We start from the raw sequence: 18,461 nt of genomic DNA, 5'->3' as shown, positions 1-18,461 counted from the left end.
CCGGGGAAAGAGCTTCAGAAGGCATGTCGGCTGAAAACCTCTCGAAGCACGGTCAGCGCCATGATCTTGATGTCGAAGCGCAGCGACCATTTCTGGATATATTCCAAATCGTACGTGACGCGGCGGCGCAGATCGTCGATCGTCACCAGCTCGCCGCGCGCGCCGTTGACCTGCGCCCAGCCGGTAATGCCCGGCTTCACCTGATGCCGGATGACATATTCCGCCAGCGCATCGTCCAGCAGCATGCCGCCCGCACGCGTGTGCGGCGCATGCGGGCGCGGGCCGACCAGCGACATTTCCCCCCGCAGGACGTTCAGCAATTGCGGCAGTTCGTCGATGCTCAGCTTGCGCAGCCACCGCCCGACCGGCGTCACGCGGGGGTCGTCCCGCGACGTCTGCCTGGCGGCCATCATGTCCGACATGTTGGTATACATGCTGCGGAATTTATACACCATGAAGGTGCGGTTGTTGAAACCCAGGCGCGGCTGCTTGAAGAAGACCGGACCCGGAGACGTCGCCTTGATCGCGATCGCGACGATCGCCAGCACCGGCGCCAGGATCACCAGCGCGATCGCGCCCAGGACCATGTCCAGCATCGTCTTCTTGACGGCCTGCCAGTCCGACAGCGGACGGCGCTGCAGCACCAGCAGGGCGAAGGGACCCAGTTGCTCGATCGGCAGCACCACGTCGATGCCGTGCACCACGTTCGGCAGCACATAGACGTCGGACAGCACGCTTCTCAGCCGCCAACTGATTTCGGCGACATGGTCGTGCGGGTCATAGTGCGAGGGGATGGCCAGGATGATGGCATGCAGCGGCGTCTCCCGGCTGCGCACGATCAGATCTTCCAGGGTGCCGTCCACGGCATTCGGGTTCAGCGCCGTGTCGTGGTCGTCGAATACGCCGATCATCCGATAGGTCGGGCCGGCCTCCCCGGCGATGCGCGCGGCGAACTTGATCGCCGTCTCGTCGCTGCCGACGATCGCGACGTTCCGCGCCAATTGTCCCGAGATCGCGCTGCTTCCCAGCAGGGCGATCTCCGTCCCGCGAACCGCGCCCAGGGCGAGCGCCGAGCAGAACAGCCACACCGCGGCCAGTTCCGCGGACGGGGCGATCGGGTGGCGCAGCATGGACAGCACCACCGCATGCAGCAGCGCGCCGATCAGCAGCGGCGGCGCCAGATAGCGCAGTTGGGCCGAAGCCTGCAGCAATGTCGGCACGTAAATCAGCGACCGCTTCTTCGGCGCCATCAGAAAACCCAGGACCGACATCAGGTTCGCGACGGACTGGGACATGACCCAATGCTGGTGGACGACCTCCGGGCCGGCATAGGCCGTCAGAAGCGTCGCGCCCATCACGGTCAGGCCGTCTATGCTGGTTATCATCCCGCTCAGCACAGGATGATAATAAGGATAGACGCCGGATTCCGCCGGTTTCGTTACGGACTGAACCTGCCGGAGCGGGTCATCCGGAAAGTCGATCGTGCTCTGCAACGAGCTATAGGACTCACTCATGTGAAGACCTCCAACGGATACACATGCGTCTCCGACGGTTCCAACTGCGAATCATGGAATCCGATAAAGGATTTTTTATCAAAGTCCGTGAACATCCAATGAAAACACGCAATTATGAAACGTGATCTTTCCGGATCGGTTCAATTCTTTCGTTCGGGTCGATCGAATTTAGTCCCAGCCGGTCTTCTCTCTGGAAAAATCCGGAAACCGACCCGTCTCCGTAACCCGAAGGCCGCCCTGCATGACGCGACGCGGCTCGCGAAATCTCCGCCACCCATCATGACGGAGACCATATCCCGAGACATGAGAAACGAAATCGCCATCTCCCAGATTAAAGATTTGGACACGATCTTGTCGAGTCTATTTGTGACATGTTCCTCATGTTCCGGACCGAAACAGCCGCCCGATCGCGCATGGTCCGAAAGGGCGGCGCAGACACATATCCGTGGCACCGCCGCATCCCGGCGTCAGGGACGACCGATCGATTCGTATTGAAAGCCGTGCTCGCGCATGGTTTTCGGATCCCAGATATTGCGCAGATCGACGACAACCTTGCCCCGCATCAGTTCGCTCAGCCGGCTGGGCGATAGGGCCCTGAACTCGTTCCATTCCGTCAGCACCACCAGCGCATCGGCCTGGGCGGCCGCATCCAGTGCGTCGCGGCAATATTGCACGCCATCCGGCAAGAGGGGGCGCGCGCTATCCATGCCCGCCGGATCGAACGCGCGCAGCTTGGCCCCCGCCTCGCTCAGCCGGTGCAGGATGGGAATGGACGAGGCCTCGCGCATGTCGTCGGTCTCGGGCTTGAATGTCAGCCCCAGGACACCGATCGTCAGGTTGGACACCGATCCGCCGCAGGCCGCGATAATCCGCTCCGCCATCCTGGCCTTGCGCGCATCGTTGATGCTGACGGTCGTCTCGATCAGGCGCATCGGAGAATCCGCGTCGCGGGCGATATGGACCAGCGCCAGCGTATCCTTGGGAAAGCACGATCCGCCGAAGCCCGGGCCCGGATGCAGGAATTTCCGGCCGATACGGTTGTCCAGCCCGATTCCCCGGGCAATGTCGTGGACCTCGGCTCCGACCTTTTCGCACAGATCGGCGATCTCGTTGATGAACGTGACCTTCATCGCCAGAAAGGAATTCGCGGCGTATTTGGCCAGTTCCGCGGTTTCCAGGCCCGTGAACAGGATCGGCGCCTCGATCAGGTAAAGCGGCCGGTACAGCCTGCGCATGATCTCCATCGCCCGCTCCGACCCTCCGGGCTTGGTCGTGTCGGTGCCGATGATGACGCGATCCGGCCGCATGAAATCCCCGATCGCGTTGCCCTCCCGCAGGAATTCCGGATTCGACGCCACGTCGAAATCCAGGTCCGGCCGCACGCGGCGGATCAGCTCGGCGACCTGGCGCCCGGTGCCGACCGGCACGGTCGATTTCGTCACCACCACGGCGTAATTCTTCATGCTCTTGGCGATCTGTTCCGCCGCGGCGAAGACATAGCGCAGGTCGGCATGGCCGTCGCCGCGCCGGGTCGGCGTGCCCACGGCGATGAAGATCGCCTCGGCCCCCTGTATGCCCGTCTCGATATCCTCGCTGAAGGTCAGGCGCCCGGCCGCCACATTGTCGGCCACCAGCTTGTCCAGCCCGGGCTCATAGATCGGGATGCGCCCCTCGCGCAGCGCATTCAGCCGTCCCGGATCGGCCTCGACGATGGTCACGTTCGTGCCGAACTCGGCGAAGCAGGCGCCGGACACCAGCCCGACATAACCGCCACCGATCATCGCAATCTGCATGGTTCACTCCTCAGCTTTGTGGTGCGGGCCCGCATGTGGTCCCGCATGGGCCGGCAATTTCATTCCGCTCACGCCGAGCGCCGCCGCGCCACCCGGCGCTGCATCGCCCGTCCGATCTGCCGCCCCACGCGCGGAACGAAAGAAGGGCGATGCAGGGCCCTCGTAAGAAGCGCGGCCAGGGCGCCCTTGCGGATGGCCTGTGAAAAGAAATGCGCATCGTCGAGCCGCAGCAATCCTTCGGCACGCCTGCGCAACAGCGCGTCAAGGCCGGGCTGCGCCTTGATCGCGGGATGACTCGTCAGTTCCAGCGCCGACTGCGCCAGCGCGGCATAGGCGATCGTCGTCCGCGTCATGGTCGATTCCCGCCGGCTGACGGCGCCCTCCCGCTGCGTGTAGAGGTAATGCGCCGTATCCAGGATCCTGAACCGCGCCCCCTCCAGCAGAAGATGCATCATGAAGGTGAAATCCTCCCCATGACGCTGCCCGACCGGATAGCGCAGCCCCGTCTTCATCAGGAACGCGCGCCGGATGACCGGCTTCAGCAATCCCCAGTCGGCGCCGCGCCCGTCGGCCAGGTTATGCGCAAGATAATCGGCCGGCGTGACCGTCCGGTCCTGCATGTGCGCGGCGCCGATGGCCCGCCCGGTCACCATCCCGGCGCCCGCGTCGTAATAGAGCAGGTCATCCGCCAGGATATCGCTGTCCGGGTCGGCGGCCGCCATGCGCGCCATCGCCTCCAGCCGGTCGGGCGCATAGGCGTCGTCCGCGTCCAGGATCGCGATCCAGTCCCCCGTGGCCTGCGCGATGCCCAGGTTGCGCGCGGCGGCCGGTCCGCCGTTCACCGCCGCCCGCATCGGGCGGATGGACGGATGACGCTGCGCCAGCGTCGCCACGACCTGGGCCGTCGCATCGGTCGAGCAATCATCGACGACCAGGATCTCCACGGCCGGCAGACTCTGCTCCAGGACCGACCCGATCGCCCGCTCGACGAAGGACACGGCGTTATAGACGGGGATGATGACGGAAACGCTGAAGCTGTCGGTCATGCGTGCACCCGGGCCAGGCGGTCGTACAGATCCTCCAATGCGTTGGTGCATATGCGGATATCGTGATTCTTCTGCACGAAGCGCCGTCCGGCCGCACCCATCCGGTCCGCCAGCGCGTCGTCCGTCAGAACGTCCAGCAGCCGGTCCCGCAGCGTCGCGACGTCGCCCTCGGCGAAGGCGAAGCCCGTTTCCCCGTCCGCGATCCCCTCCGTGACGCCGCCTCGGGCCGACGTCACCACCGGCACGCCGCTGGCCTGGGCCTCCAGCAGCACCAGCGGCAGCCCTTCGGCGTCCCCGCTGCGCGCCGTGACGCTCGGCAGGCAAAAGACCCGCGCCTCGCCCATCAGCGCTATGACGCGCTCGCGCGGCACCGCGCCGGTAAAGGTCACATTGCCGATCAGCGCCGCCCGCTCTTCCAGAAGGGCCCGCTCGGGGCCGTCTCCCGCGACGATCAGCCGCGCCTCGGGCAAGGCCGCGCGCACCTGGTGAAAGGCGTCGATCAGAAACCGGCATCCCTTCTTTTCCACCAGCCGGCCCAGAAACAGGATGATCGGCGGCCGCGCGCCCGGAGAGACCGGGCCCGGAATGAAACGGTCGGGATTGATGCCGATATGGCGGACATGGATCCGCTCCGCCGGCAGTCCGACCGCGATCGCCGCGTCGCGGATATGTCCCGATACGGCAACGAACGTCACGTCGGGACTGGCGGCCAGACGCCGCAGGCGGCTCGGATAGTTTTTCCATCGTCGCCCGGATCGGCCGGCGGCGAACCACGCCATGTCGGTCGTGATGTCCGACCCGTGCAGCGTGACCAGCAGCGGAATCGACAGGCGACGCGCCAGGTGCCAGATCTCGACCCCGTCAAAGCCGAAATGCGCATGGATCAGGGCCGGCCGCACATGCTGCGCGATCCGCGCCAGGCCCGGCGGCGCACGGTTCAGGCTGCGGGCCAGCATGCTGCGCGCCCGCTGGGGCAGGGTGGCGGGCCCCCGATAGCGGGCGCGGGCCGGCAATCCCTCCAGAGGCAGCTTGTCGATCAGCCTTTCACCGATCATGACGGGCTTCCAGCGCGTCAGCGCCAGGGACTGGTCCCGTACGAAGGTCTCGGACAAGGGCAGAATTTCGGTGCGATAGATCCCCACCGTCGGGCAATCCTGGTCGCCGACCTGCTGAAGCATCCGTTCCTCCTCCCGTCGACTGGCCCCGTCGACTTGCCCCTGGCGGGCTGCGTTGGCGTCAAAGACTGGTGTCCGCATAGGCTTTCGGCGTGATGATCCGGTCCACGACCTCGTCCCAGCCCAGCATGTGCGGCCGTATCGGCGCGCGATGCGCCAGTGCCTTGTCTATGGCGTCGCGGATCGTCTCCGGTACGCCGGGACGGTAGCCATAGCGCCCCGGCTGATCCCCCAGGGCGAATTCGGGGCACACCGCCGGTATCCCGAACATGCCGAACTGGCGCAATTTCAAGGATGTATCGATCAGATACCGCGGCGTCTGCCGGTCCAGATACGGTGCCACGCCAAAGGCCGCATGCTGGACATAGGGCAGGGTCTGCGCGAACGGCATCTCCTCATGCACGATGATGTTGGCGGCCGACAGCCCGTTCGCGGCCTTGCCCGCGCCGATGACGTGAAAATCGATGTCCGGGAACAGCGAGGACGCGATCGTGAAGAAACTCGCATCGAACAGCATGGACCCGACCGAGACGCAGCTTCGCCGGTTCCCATACGGCGTCGGATAGTCGCTCTGGGCGATCGTACGGTCGATCCCGTGCGGAATGAAGTATGATGTCCGATTATGCGGCATGCCGTCCTGCAAAAGGCGCGACGGCAGGCGAACGGTATCGATGCTGTCGAAATTGGCGCGGAACCGCCGCTTGATCGTCCCGGCCGCATCGATGACATCCAGGTCGTCCGACGCCAGATAGATGATGCGCGCCGCAGGGTTCAGCTTCCGCACATCCTCGATGAAAACCGGCGCCATGCCGGACTCGATGAAGACCGTGTCCGCTTCGCGCAGCCATTGCCTGGGAATGCGCGGAATCAGCCGCCGATAAAGCCAGAACAGCGATTCTTCCACGGGCGCCAGGGCCGGCCGCCGCATGTTGAACGGATGCCAGCTCGTTCTCCACAAGAAACATTCCACGCCGTCGACATATTCCACGCGGTTGGCCCGCGGGGCCAGGTCGGCCCGCGTGTCGCCCCTGTGCTCCGACAGCCGGCTCAGCCCGACCGAGAAGAAACGCGTCTTTCCCCGTTTCGCCATTTCGGCGGTAATGAAATGCACGCTCGCCTTCCGGCGAGAGCGATAGTCATGCACCGATATAACCAGTGAAACGGTCATACGAACATTCCGCCTCTACTTCGTTGCAAAGAACGCAGGAAAGATTGCAATGAAAGGTCAGGACGTAATTGTGTCTGGACGTAATCGATTCAGGCAAACCGTCTCACACGGCGGCGGACGGCCGGACATCTTGGAGTGACGCTTATATGAAACTCAGGAACGTTTAAACTCAGCGAGTTAACAAAGCGTATCTGCACTTGCACCCTGAATAAGGCAATTTGTTGACCATCCGCACTCCGGAATCAAGAAACTATTTCGCCTGTTGGAAAAAAAGATATCGCATCACGGAACCTTGAGCTTGCAATGCGCGGGCGGGAAGGGGTAGGTGATACAAAAATACGTAGTCACGCCATGTCAGCGGCTGCGTGCGGCATTCCAGCCTTTAAAACGTTTTTCACACCCGTTGGTCGGGCTGGCCGGCGAACTTCATGCGCCGTCGGGCGATAGTGTCGCGATATGTTTTGTATTTATGTCTGTCTGATCCCGGCCTGTGCCGGGGGGTTTCTTCTGGCGGAGAGACGATGAATGTCGGACCATCTGTTCGAGGCGCGTTCCGAAAAAGCCTATTTGCAGCAACTGACGTCGCTGCGCGGGGTCGCCTGCCTGGTCGTCCTGGCGGGGCACGTCATCCAGGTCATCCGTTACGATCCGGTGCCGCGGACGCCGGGGGGGCGCCTCATTCATGACCTGGTGACGTACGCCTTCAATGCGCAGGCGGCCGTCCTGCTTTTCTTCGTATTGAGCGGCTGCGTCTTGTCGCTGTCCCTCCGTCGCGTCCGCCGATTCGATCGCGACACCGTTCTCGGCTTCTATCTGAAGCGCGTGTTCCGCATCTTTCCCCTCCTGTGGGTTTCCGTCGCCTTTTCCATCGCCGTGACGGTCTATGTGCGCGACAGCATGAATGTCGGCGTCTTCGTGGATTGGCTCGCACGCAATCTGGGGGCGCCGGTGTCCCCGTCCCATGTCGCCCTGGCGCTGCTCGGCGCGTATACGCGCTATAACGGGCCGATGTGGTCCCTTCGGGTGGAACTGATCTTTTCGGTCGTTTTCCCGCTCATTCTGGTGCTGATGCGTCATGCGCGCGTCCGTCCTTGGGCGCTGGCCGGGTTCTTCGTACTGGCGCTGGTGCCGATGCCCTCGGAAATCGGCCTGAATTTCGGCCTGTCCTTTGCGATCGGCGCCCTGATCCCCCTGCTCCCGTCCGTGGCGTGGGCGGCATCGCCGGCAATCCCGGCCGCCGCGACGGTGATCCTGCTCTATGACCGGCTGGCGCTCGGCGGGCACGCCGTGCCGGAACAGGTCTATAATATCATCGAATCGCTGGCGGCGTTCGTGATCGTCCGCGATCTGTACGCCTCGGGCCGGTCCTTCGCCGTGCTCACCCATCGGCGCATGGTATGGGTGGGCGAACTCTCATACAGTGTCTATTTGCTGCATTTGCCTATTTTGCTGGCATTGTTTGATTTTTTCCAACATCGCATGGGCACGCGGCTTCTGCTCGCCGCGCCCGATCTGACGCAGGCGATGCTGGCGGTCCTGACGATCGCCGTCACGCTGGCCGTTTCCAGCGTGACATATCGCTGGGTCGAATTGCCGCTGCATAATCTCGGGCGGTCCCTGGCGCGCCGCCTGTCGTCCGATCCGCGACCCGCGTGGGAGAATGCCAGGCTGAACCCCGCGCTTCCGACGGCCCCTGAACTGGCCCGTGAACTGGAAGGATGAGCATGTCTCTCGCGGTGGCCGAACGGGCCGCATCCCCGGCCGACCTTCGCAAGGGCGGAAAATACCTCGTCATCGCCGGGGCGTCGTTCAATCTCGCGCTTTGCTTCATTTCCACCCGCCACTGGGTGCATGTCGGAAATCCTCTGATCGCCCTGGTCGAAATCATGATCATGGGGACGGGCTTCTATATGATCCGCAACCGGATCGATCGTCCGGCGTTCTGGATCATCGCGGTCACGGTCGGTTTCCTGCTCGGGGCCAAGCTCGTGAACCCGGCCATCAGCTTCAAGATCGTCCATGATGTCGGCATCATGTACATCTTCTACGGCCTGGGCCGCATGGCGACCGAACGCACGGCCCGGTCCACGATCTGGATCATCATGGTCCTGGTCCTGCTGGTCGGGTTCATGGAACTGGTTCTGACCGGCCTTTATTCCCAGATGTTCAATATATGGGATTACTACGTGCAGAAAGGCGTCATCGCCAGCGATACGGTGAACTACAGCAACACCAATCTCTTCCTCAGCGGCAATCGCGGCGCCGCCGCCAGCCGGACGTTCTTTCAGTCGATATTCGGCTCGCATCGCGTGTCCTCGATTTTTCTCGAACCGGATTCGCTGGGGAATTTCTCCGCCATCGTGTTCGCCTGGTGCCTCAGCGTGTCGCGCAACCAGCCGGGACGCCGCTATGTGGCGCTCTACGGGCTTTCGGTGCTGTGCTTCATCCTGGCCGATTCCCGCTTCGCGTCGGGATGCTGCGCCGCCATGCTCCTGCTCCGCCTCAGCCCGTTCTGCAAGATGCCCATGGTGTCCTTCATCCTGCCGATCCTCGTCGCGACGGCGCTGACATTGGTCGGCTCGATGCACGAACTGCCCGGCGTGCTGCCCGCGATCATCAACGACGATTTTTCCGGGCGCCTGGTCTTCTCGGGGCGATTGCTGGATTACTGGAATGTCGGGCAATGGTTCGCGCTGGCGCCGTCCCAGGTCTATACGGCCGACACGGGCTATGCCTATGTGCTGAACAATCTCGGCGCCATCCTGACTTTGTTCTATCTCGGATTATTCTCCTTCCGCCGGCCCCTCACGCATGAGGGCGCGATCATGAAATCCATGATCTCGGTCTATTTCGCCACGTCGCTCTGCATCGGCGCCTCGGTGTTCACGATCAAGACCGCGGCACTCCTGTGGTTCCTCTACGGCGTGACCGAGACGATCCGGCCGGCAAAAACATGGCGCCCCGCCCCGAAAATGGCATGGGCCGGCCGCGCCGGTCCCCTGCCGGGCGCCGCGATCTGATCCATTGCGGGGAAAATACCGATGTTTCTTGGCATGTTGACGCGTTCCGCCGCCCTGGCCCTTACCCTGGCCCCTACCCTGGCCTCGACACTGGTCCCAACCCTGGTCCCAACCCTGGTCCCAACCCTGGTTATCGCCGAAATGCCGGCTTCCGCCCGGGCCCAGGATTACAGGGGGGTCAATCTGGCCGGGGCGGCCTATTCGTCCAACAAGATTCCCGGCCGCTACGGGTATGACTATCTTTTCCCGAAACCGGCCGAGATCACCTATTTCCACGACAAGGGCATGAACATCTTCCGCCTGTCGGTGCTGTGGGAACGGCTGCAACCCGCATTGCGCACGCCCCTGGACGCCGCCTATCTGGGGCGGATCGATAATTTCATAAGCCAGGTGCACGCGGTCGGCGGGACGGTCATTCTCGATATCCATGATTATGGCCGCTACCGGGGCACGCTGATCGGCGGCGACAGCGTATCCGCCGCCGATTTCCGGGATTTATGGACCCGCCTGGGCGCCGCGTTCCGCGACCGGCCCTATGTCTGGTTCGGCCTGATGAATGAACCGCAGCAGAGTTCGGCGCAGGATTGGGGGGACATCGCCCAGCAGGCGATCCTGGGCGCCCGGCAATCGGGCGCCCGGAATCCCGTCCTGGTATCGTCCGTCAATTGGGACGCCGCGCATGGCTTCGCCGGCCTGTTCGGGCCGGTCGCCGAAAGGCTGCGCGATCCCGCGCACAACATGCTCTTCGAGGTCCATGAATATTTCGACCAGGACAGTTCGGGCCGCAGTCCGGACTGCATCCCCGCCGATCAGGCGGTCGGCCGCCTGGCCTCCTTCACCGATTGGCTCAAGGCCACGCACCACAAGGGATTCCTCGGCGAGTTCGGGGTCGGACGGAACGATCAGTGCCTGCAGGACCTCGACCGGATCGCCGCCTATCTGCGCGACAACCGCTCCGTATGGCTGGGCTGGACCTATTGGGCGGCCGGCCCCTTGTGGGGGGAGTACATGTACACGCTGGAGCCGACCAAGACCGGGCAGGATCGCCCCCAGATGACGGTGCTCGACGCCTACCTGCCGCAGGGCCAGGACCGGACGATACGGTAGCGGACACCGGGCCCGAAATCCTGGACTCGAAATCATGGGCCCAAACTCTTGAGGCTAAAATCTGGGGGGCAAAATCATGTCCGAACCGATCGTCGATATCCTGATGCCCGCCTACAATGCCGAGGCCACCATCCGCCAGGCGGTCGACAGCCTGCGCAACCAGACGCGCTCCGATATCCGGATCGTGGTGGTCGATGACGGTTCGCGCGACGGAACGGGCCGCATTCTGGCGGAACTGGCGGCCGAGGATCCGCGGGTCGTCGTCCTCACCCAGCCGAATGGCGGGATCGTCGCCGCGTTGACGCGCGGCATGGCGGCCTGTTCGGCGCCTTTCCTCGCCCGGCTCGACGCGGACGACATGGCCGCCCCCGACCGGCTCGAACGCCAGCTCCGCCACATGGCGGAACAGCCGGACTGCGTGGCGCTGTCGGGCTCGGGCGGCCATATGGACGCCCAGGGGCGGCCGACGGGGGGGCGCGTGCGCCTGGCGCGGGTGGATCGGGCCGACCCGGCCTGGGTCCCGGCGCGCGAACCCTACCTGCCCGCGCCTTTTCTGCTGATCCGGCGCGCCGCCTTCGATCGGGTCGGCGGCTATCGTCCGCTGGTCGTCGCCGAGGACAGCGACCTCTACTGGCGTCTGTCCGAAATCGGGACCCTGCGCAATATCGACGAAAATTTCGGGAATTACCGCGTCCACGCCGCCAGCATTTCCAGCGCCTCGATCCGCAACGGACGGTCTCTGGCCTTCTGGTCGCAGATCGCGGCGCTTTCGGCGCGCCGCCGCCGCGCGGGGCAGCCCGATCTCGACGGCATCATCGCCGACGCCCACCGATACGCCTCGGCCGTCTCGCTCCAGGATTTCCACAGGGCGGCCGCTCCGGCGCTGACGGATCACGAGAGCACCTGGCTGGCCCTGGCAATGGGCATGAAGCTGGTGACGCTGGCCTTCTACCGCCCCTATGAGCTCGAGGCCGCGGATTGTCTTTTCATCCGCGACGCCCTGCGCGCGGCGGCAGCGGGTCTTCCGGCGGAAAACCGGGCGGAAATCGCCGATCACCTGCTGGGAACGGCAACCCGGCTGGCCATCCGCGGCCGCGTCGCGGATGCGCTGAAACTGGTTTCGCCCGGGCGCTATCCGGCATTGCTCGGACGGATCTCCTTCCGGCTGGCGCTGCCCGATTCATTGCGCGACCGGGTCAAGAAAGCGGCGGGCCGCGCTCAGCCGGCCTGACGGACAGACATATCGCGCAAGCGCGCATGAAGGGGGAGGCACGGCAATGGCGGGGCAGGAGCACGGGCGGACGATCCGGGCCGGCGGGTTGGGCCGGGCCGCAACCAGCGGCGTCTTATGGCTGATGATTCAAAGCCTCGCGGCGCGGGGCATCGGCTTCGTCTCGCAATTGGCGCTCGCCTGGCTGCTGACCCCCGCCGATTTCGGCGTGATCGGCCTGGCCTACACGGTCTTCGGCATCGCGAACGCCCTGGTCAGTTTCGGCGTCGACGACGTCCTGCTGCAGCGTCAGAAGGTCATGACCCTGTGGTCCGCGCCGGCATTCTGGATCTGCCTGTCGCTGGGAACGCTGGGGATGGTGGGCATGCTGGTCGCCGCCCCGTTCGCCGCCGCCTGGTACCATTCGCCCGAACTGGTCGGGCTGATCTCGGCGCTGGCGATCGCGACGCCGATCAAGACGCTGGCGACCGTTCCGTCGGTGCGGATCCGCGCGGACATGAATTTCCGCTTCCTCGCCGCCTATAACACGTTCGAAATCTTCGCCCTCCAACTCGGAACGATCTTTCTGGCCTGGCTGGGATGCGGCGCCTACAGTTTCGCAATCCCGATCCCGGTCCTCGCGGTCATCAAGGCCGGTCTGTTCTGGTGGAAGGCGCCGCCACGCATCGCCCGCACCTTCCGCAAGGTGCAGGTGCGCTATATCCTCGGCAGCAGCACGACCGTATTCGCAACCCGCACGATCATCGAAATCGTCAATCAGGGCGATTATATCGTTCTCGGGCTGATCGCGTCGCATTCGGTGGTGGGGCTGTATTTCTTCGCCTTTCGCTTCTCCGCGCAGCCGGTCCGCATGCTGGCCGGAAATTTCATCAATGTCCTCCTGCCGGCATTCGCCCAGTTGCGCGGCGATCCCGCCCGCCAGACCGACGCCGCGCTGAAGGCCTGCCGCCTGCTCGCCTATATCGTGGTGCCGTTCTGCTTCCTTCAGGCCGCGCTCGCGGGGCCCGGGCTGCATTTCCTGTTCGGCACCAGATGGAGTGCCGCCGTGCCCTATATCCAGATCCTCAGCATGGGCCTGCCCTTCGACGCCGTGTCGTGGATCACCGGATCGCTGCTCAGCGCCCGGCGCGAATTCCGCCTGGGCCTGATGTTCGCCGCCATTTCGCTCCCGCTCTTCTTCGGCATGGCGATCGTCGGCGGTCTGGCCGACAGCGCCTTCGGCGTCGCCATCGCGGTGGGGCTGTATTATTTCACCTATCCGCCGCTCTGCTCGCTGTTGATCCTGCGGCGCTGCGGCGTCGCCGTCCCACGGGTGCTGGAACTCTACATCATGCCGTTCGTCCTGTCGGCGGTGGCCATAGGCGGCGGCTATCTCGCATCCTTTCTGCCGGTCATCCGCGCCTACGACCTGTCGCGGATCATCGTGATCGGGGGCGTGGGGTGCTGCCTCTATCCGGTTCTTCTTTTCCTGCTCTGCCGCGATGTCTTCGACCAGCTTGCCCAGCGATTCGGCGGCATGTTGGGGAAATTCCCGCGCCTCCGGGTCGCTGCGGCATCGAACGGATAAAGGACGACCTCGCCCCACCCCATTGATAAATGACTGGTTTCCAAAGGCACCGCCTTTGGCGGGGTTCGGGGCAGAGCCCCGAAAAAGAAACCGCGGGACGGCCGGTCACTCCCCCCGTTCAAACGGTTCAGTTTGAACGGGGCCTGACCCGGAACCGGTATTTCGGCAACCTGCCGGTTATTGCGATTGCCTGGCCATGGCGGATTTCCACCGATTGCGCACCACATGGCGGATTTTCTGCAGGGCGCGCACACCCGGCGACGGCAGCGCGTCATGCAGCAGCACCTGCAGGCGTGCGCTCAATGTCCGGCCGGGGCGCCGCACATAAACCGTCGTGCTTCTGGACGATCGGGCCAGCGCGCCGCCTGACTTGCCGCCGGTGTAGAAATACGCGATGACCGATTTGCGTTCCATGCCGGCCCTGATCGGACTCGGGTGCCCGTGCGCCGCGATCGCGGACTGGCTCATCAGGACCGTCCGTCCGAAACAGGGCACGATCTCGACCTGGCGAACCGAGGGCTTCATGCTCCATAATTCCAGATTCCCGCCATAGGCGGCTTCCCATCCCTCGTTCAGGTACGTAATCACGACCAGCCGATTGCATAACCCCGTCGTGGGATGTTTCTGAAAATCGACATGCAGGTCGAAATGCCCGCCCCCCGAGACGACATGCAGCCCGCCGCCATACAGGCTGGGATCGGGCAGAAGATTCGCAATGCCCGTCACCTCGCTCAGCAGCCGCAGAAACGGAGCCGATTGCAGAAAGTCGAAATAAGCCCGCATGACGGGCGGCAGGTCGGAATCGGGGGCCGTACCCTTCTTCTTCTGCAGCGCCGTATCATAGGATTTCCATGTCAGGTCATCGCATGTGCGATATTCTTCCAATATGGCGTGCAGCCACTCCGCGGGAAATAACTGGTCGATGACCAGGTGCGGAAACGGACGGGCCGCGAGATAACGCGCCCTCAATTGTTCGACAGGCGCACCCAATGCCAGACCTGGTACCGAGAGCGCAACGGAGGGAAGTGCCGGGGAGAGCCGCGTATTCTCTTTCGTAAACTCCATGCCGCCATTCACCATTTGAAAAAGAAGCGGCCATGCCTGAAATACGCTGACGCGATGACATCCAAGCCGGCCAGGCCTTCAATCGTTGCACCCGAACAGCGGGTGATCGGGACCAGTCACGTCGACACGGACGCGTCTTGCCTCTGCTTGTCCACTCGGATCGTATGAGACATTATATTAACATCCCACAAAGGTTTGCAATAAAACGTCTCACAAGACAAGCATTTTTCACACTTCGTCTCACCTGCGCTTTCCGGACGGGCTTCCGGGCACCCCGATGCATCACCGATACATATCCGGGGCCGAATGATTCTCTACCCCCAAACGGCTTTCATACCCGCGCGGTTGCCGCTGCCTTGCGCGAGGACTCCGCCATGCCCTGCCAGGAATCGATCGCCTTGCGGATCCTCTTCGTAAGGGGAACTTCGACAAACCGATAGATCGCGACACCCAGGCCAAGCGCCGGCCAGGGCCGGAATTTCGTCAGGCTGATCCCGAATATCGATCCGAGACAGCACCCGGCCAGAAATTCCAGCAGATAGGGGCTGGTATAGAAACGAACGGCATCGACGCCCTGCGGCAGCATCGCCCCAAATGACGCCCCAAATGACGCCAATGCCAGAAAGATGGCCGACAGCAGGATCAGCCGGTAACTGCCGCGGACCGCCAGCAGGATGCCGAAGACGAGATAGAAAAACATCTCGTAATTCAGCGTCCAGCCGATAAATAGCGTCGGCATCATGGCGCCATGTTCGTTAAGCGCCGGAATGAACAGGCACGACAGGATAAGATGCACCACCCCGTGGGAATAGGTGGACGGCATATAGATCCCGACGGCGGCCAGGGCCGACGTGACGAACGTGGCAAGCCAATACATCGGCGCCACGCGCGTCAGGCGGTCGACGAAAAAATTCAACGGCCTGATCGATCGTCCTTCGGTCAGCGACACCATGATGATACCGCTGATGACGAAGAACAGGCCGACCCCGTATCTCCCTACGGTAAAGATCGGCGATACGCTCTGGAACTGGTGAAACAGCACGACCCCCACGGCCGCAAGCGCACGGAGGTATTGAAGGGACATTATGACCTTGCGGTCTCGCCTTATGCTTGACGGCATGCGCGCATATCCCACCATGTCCGGATTTGGACAGAACCGTAACGATGGCCGGCGGGCCGTCTCCATGTTTTTTTGTCGTCGTCCCGCGATGCCGCCTCGCTTTTTCGGCTCCCGGCCCATGCCGGCGCGGCCCGCGACAAGGCGGATCCACGCTCATCGCGTGAATGCGCTCCGCAACGAAACGGCGCGGATAACGGATTTTTGCGTATTCACCCGGCGGGACAGGACAGGTCAGGACAGGTCAGGACAGGTCAGGACAGGTCAGGGCGGGGCAGGGGGGATCATCCGGCGGCGCGGCGCCGGATGACCGTCCTTCCCCGCCCGGTAACGGGCGCGTCGCGCGTCGCGATCCGCGCCGGGGCGGCGGATCGCGTCCGCCCGATCAGCCGGCCGTGGGCTGCAATGTCGCCATGTCGATGACGAAGCGATATTTCACGTCCGAGCGCAGCATCCGCGCATAGGCATCCTCGATCTCATCCATGCGGATCATCTCGATATCGGCGGTGATTCCGTGCGTGCCGCAGAAATCCAGCATCTCCTGCGTCTCGGGAATGCCGCCGATCAGCGAGCCCGCGAAACTGCGCCGCTTCAGGATCAGGCTGAAGGCCGCGATCGGCAGCTTCTCTTCCGGCGCGCCCACCTGCACCAGCGTGCCGTCGCGCTTCAGCAGGTTCAGATAGGCATTGATGTCGTGATCCGCCGCCACGGCATCCAGGATGAAATCGAACCGTCCCGCCTCGCGCGCCATGGCGTCGGCATCGCGCGACAGCACGACCTCGTGCGCCCCCAGGCGCAGCCCGTCCTCGACCTTGCTGGCCGAGGTGGTGAACAGCACGACCTCGGCGCCGAAGGCCCGGGCGAACTTCACCCCCATATGGCCCAGCCCGCCCAGCCCGACGATGCCCACGCGCTGCCCGGGCCCCACCTTCCAGTGGCGCAGCGGTGAATAGGTGGTAATCCCCGCGCACAGCAGCGGCGCCACCGCCGCCGGATCCAGGTTCCCGGGCACCTTCAGCACGAAGGACTGGTCGACGACGACGGCCGACGAATAGCCGCCATAGGTGATGCTGCCATCCTGCCGGTCGCGGCCGTTATAGGTGCCGACAAACCCGACCTCGCAATATTGTTCCAGCCCGTCGCGGCAATTCCGGCATTCGCGGCAGGAATCGACCAGGCAGCCCACCCCCACCAGGTCGCCGGCGCGAAAGCGGGTGACGTTGCCGCCCGTCTCGACCACCCGGCCGACGATCTCGTGGCCCGGCACGCAGGGATAGACCGTATTGTGCCACTCGTTGCGCGCCTGATGCAGGTCCGAATGACAGACCCCGCAATACAGGATCTCGATTTGCACGTCATCGGGCCTGACGTCGCGGCGGGTGAAGGAAAACGGCGCCAGGCGCGCATCGGCGGCAGTGGCGGCATAGCCGGTACATGCGAACATCGGAACGGTCCTCGTCTGTTGATTGAGAGTGTCTGATGGAAATGAACGGACGTCCATGATGTCCATGACGTCCATGCGGGCTTTCAGGACCGGGCAGGGGGGCCGTCACCCTGTCGATAGGCCCCCTGCCGCTCCAGCATCCAGCCCGGATATTCGGCCGGCAGCGCGCTGACCGCATCCAGGCTCCGCAGATCCGCCGCGTCCAGCGTCACCGCCGCCGCGCCGATATTGTCCGCCAGTTGCGCTTCCGTGCGGGCGCCGATGATCACGCTCGTCACCACCTTCTGGTGCAGCAGCCACGCGATCGCCACCTGGGCGACGCTGCATTCCAGCCGCGCGGCGATGGGCCGCATCGCATCGATCACCGCAAAGGCGCGCGGCCGGTCCACCGGCGGGAAATCGAAGCCGGCCCGCCGTCCCTCGCCCGACAGGGCATTGCCGTCCCGGTCATATTTGCCCGACAGCAACCCGCCGGCCAGCGGGCTCCAGACCAGCAGCCCGACCTGCTCGGCGGCCAGCATCGGCACGATCTCGCGCTCCAGGTCACGCCCGGCGAGGGTGTAATAGGCCTGCAGCGAGCGGATCGGCGCCAGGTTGCGCCGTTCGGCGATCCCCAGCGCCCGGGCGATGTGCCACGCCGCCCAGTTCGACACGCCGACATACCGGACGTCGCCTGCCCGGACCAGCACGTCCATCGCTTCCAGCGTCTCCTCGATCGGCGTGGCCGGGTCGAAGCCGTGCAGTTGGTACAGGTCGATATGGTCGGTCTGCAGGCGTTTCAGGCTGGCGCGCGCCTGGTCCAGGATGTGCGACCGCGACGCGCCCACTCCGTTCGGTCCCGTGCCGATCCGGCCATAGACCTTGGTCGCCAGCACGATCTCCTCGCGCGGCACGCCGACATTGCGCAGCGCCTGGCCGGTGATCCGTTCCGACAAGCCGGCCGAATAGACATTCGCCGTGTCGATGAAATTGATCCCCGCCTCGATCGCCGACCCCACCATCGCGTCCGCCTGCGCCTGGCTCAGGTCGCCGATCCGGCCCCACATTCCCTGGTCGCCGCCGAACGTCATGGTGCCCAGGCATAATTCGGAAACGAACAGCCCGGTTCGCCCCAGCGGATTATAGCGCATGCTTATCTCCCCGATGCCGAGATGCCGCGCGCATCATGTCATTCGGGCCAGTCCCGCCGGAATGGGGAATGCTGTCACGTTCTT

General features: G+C 64.1%; 14 protein-coding genes. 5 read left to right on the top strand and 9 right to left on the bottom strand.

All coding sequences use genetic code 11. From position 1 onward, the window contains the following. Positions 1-14: 14 nt before the first annotated feature. From AAC691_RS05770 to AAC691_RS05750, 5 genes are all read right to left on the bottom strand, one after another. Positions 15-1,514, bottom strand: a complete 1,500-nt coding sequence (locus tag AAC691_RS05770; RefSeq protein ID WP_323991550.1) for an exopolysaccharide biosynthesis polyprenyl glycosylphosphotransferase — start codon at positions 1,512-1,514, stop codon at positions 15-17. A 467-nt stretch (positions 1,515-1,981) separates the two neighbouring features. Further along, complete coding sequence (locus AAC691_RS05765; RefSeq protein WP_323991549.1) at positions 1,982-3,307, bottom strand: UDP-glucose/GDP-mannose dehydrogenase family protein; 1,326 nt, start codon at positions 3,305-3,307, stop codon at positions 1,982-1,984. A 68-nt stretch (positions 3,308-3,375) separates the two neighbouring features. Next, entirely contained in the window at positions 3,376-4,353 is a 978-nt protein-coding gene (locus AAC691_RS05760) for a glycosyltransferase (RefSeq protein WP_342629278.1), read from the bottom strand. Next, positions 4,350-5,531, bottom strand: a complete 1,182-nt coding sequence (locus AAC691_RS05755) for a glycosyltransferase (protein ID WP_342629277.1) — start codon at positions 5,529-5,531, stop codon at positions 4,350-4,352. Before AAC691_RS05755 ends, AAC691_RS05760 begins: the two co-directional genes overlap by 4 nt. Before the next feature lie 58 nt (positions 5,532-5,589). Continuing rightward, positions 5,590-6,696, bottom strand: a complete 1,107-nt coding sequence (locus AAC691_RS05750; protein WP_342629276.1) for a polysaccharide biosynthesis protein GumK — start codon at positions 6,694-6,696, stop codon at positions 5,590-5,592. 525 nt (positions 6,697-7,221) lie between these two features. On the opposite strand from AAC691_RS05750, the gene AAC691_RS05745 reads away from it, so the two are divergent. The 5 genes from AAC691_RS05745 to AAC691_RS05725 all read left to right on the top strand — a co-directional run bounded on the left by AAC691_RS05745 (position 7,222) and on the right by AAC691_RS05725 (position 13,621). Beyond that, a complete protein-coding gene (locus AAC691_RS05745) occupies positions 7,222-8,418 on the top strand; it encodes an acyltransferase (RefSeq protein WP_342629275.1) in 1,197 nt (398 codons plus the stop codon). After that, positions 8,415-9,716 (top strand): polysaccharide polymerase, encoded by a 1,302-nt coding sequence (locus AAC691_RS05740; protein ID WP_342629274.1) that lies wholly within the window; start codon positions 8,415-8,417, stop codon positions 9,714-9,716. The genes AAC691_RS05745 and AAC691_RS05740 overlap by 4 nt, the downstream gene beginning before the upstream one ends. Positions 9,717-9,749: 33 nt before the next feature. Beyond that, a complete protein-coding gene (locus tag AAC691_RS05735; protein ID WP_342629273.1) occupies positions 9,750-10,823 on the top strand; it encodes a glycoside hydrolase family 5 protein in 1,074 nt (357 codons plus the stop codon). Between the two features lie 76 nt (positions 10,824-10,899). After that, complete coding sequence (locus AAC691_RS05730; protein ID WP_342629272.1) at positions 10,900-12,054, top strand: glycosyltransferase family A protein; 1,155 nt, start codon at positions 10,900-10,902, stop codon at positions 12,052-12,054. A 46-nt stretch (positions 12,055-12,100) separates the two neighbouring features. Further along, positions 12,101-13,621, top strand: a complete 1,521-nt coding sequence (locus tag AAC691_RS05725) for a lipopolysaccharide biosynthesis protein (protein WP_342629271.1) — start codon at positions 12,101-12,103, stop codon at positions 13,619-13,621. 177 nt (positions 13,622-13,798) lie between these two features. Here the strand turns inward: AAC691_RS05725 and AAC691_RS05720 are convergent, their stop codons facing one another. The 4 genes from AAC691_RS05720 to AAC691_RS05705 form a co-directional block, all read right to left on the bottom strand. After that, positions 13,799-14,686, bottom strand: coding sequence for a 2OG-Fe(II) oxygenase (locus AAC691_RS05720; protein WP_342629270.1), 888 nt, complete (start codon positions 14,684-14,686; stop codon positions 13,799-13,801). Between the two features lie 331 nt (positions 14,687-15,017). Continuing rightward, positions 15,018-15,770 (bottom strand): acyltransferase, encoded by a 753-nt coding sequence (locus AAC691_RS05715; RefSeq protein WP_342629269.1) that lies wholly within the window; start codon positions 15,768-15,770, stop codon positions 15,018-15,020. A 418-nt stretch (positions 15,771-16,188) separates the two neighbouring features. Further along, entirely contained in the window at positions 16,189-17,247 is a 1,059-nt protein-coding gene (locus tag AAC691_RS05710; protein ID WP_342629268.1) for an NAD(P)-dependent alcohol dehydrogenase, read from the bottom strand. 83 nt (positions 17,248-17,330) lie between these two features. After that, positions 17,331-18,377: an aldo/keto reductase gene (locus tag AAC691_RS05705; RefSeq protein WP_323991536.1), complete on the bottom strand. Its 1,047-nt coding sequence runs from the start codon at positions 18,375-18,377 to the stop codon at positions 17,331-17,333. Positions 18,378-18,461: the final 84 nt, after the last annotated feature.

The organism is Nguyenibacter vanlangensis, assembly GCF_038719015.1.
Classification (GTDB): Bacteria; Pseudomonadota; Alphaproteobacteria; order Acetobacterales; family Acetobacteraceae; genus Gluconacetobacter; species Gluconacetobacter vanlangensis.
The sequence above is the reverse complement of the archived record's forward strand: the minus strand, read 5'-3'. Positions and strand labels throughout refer to the sequence as shown.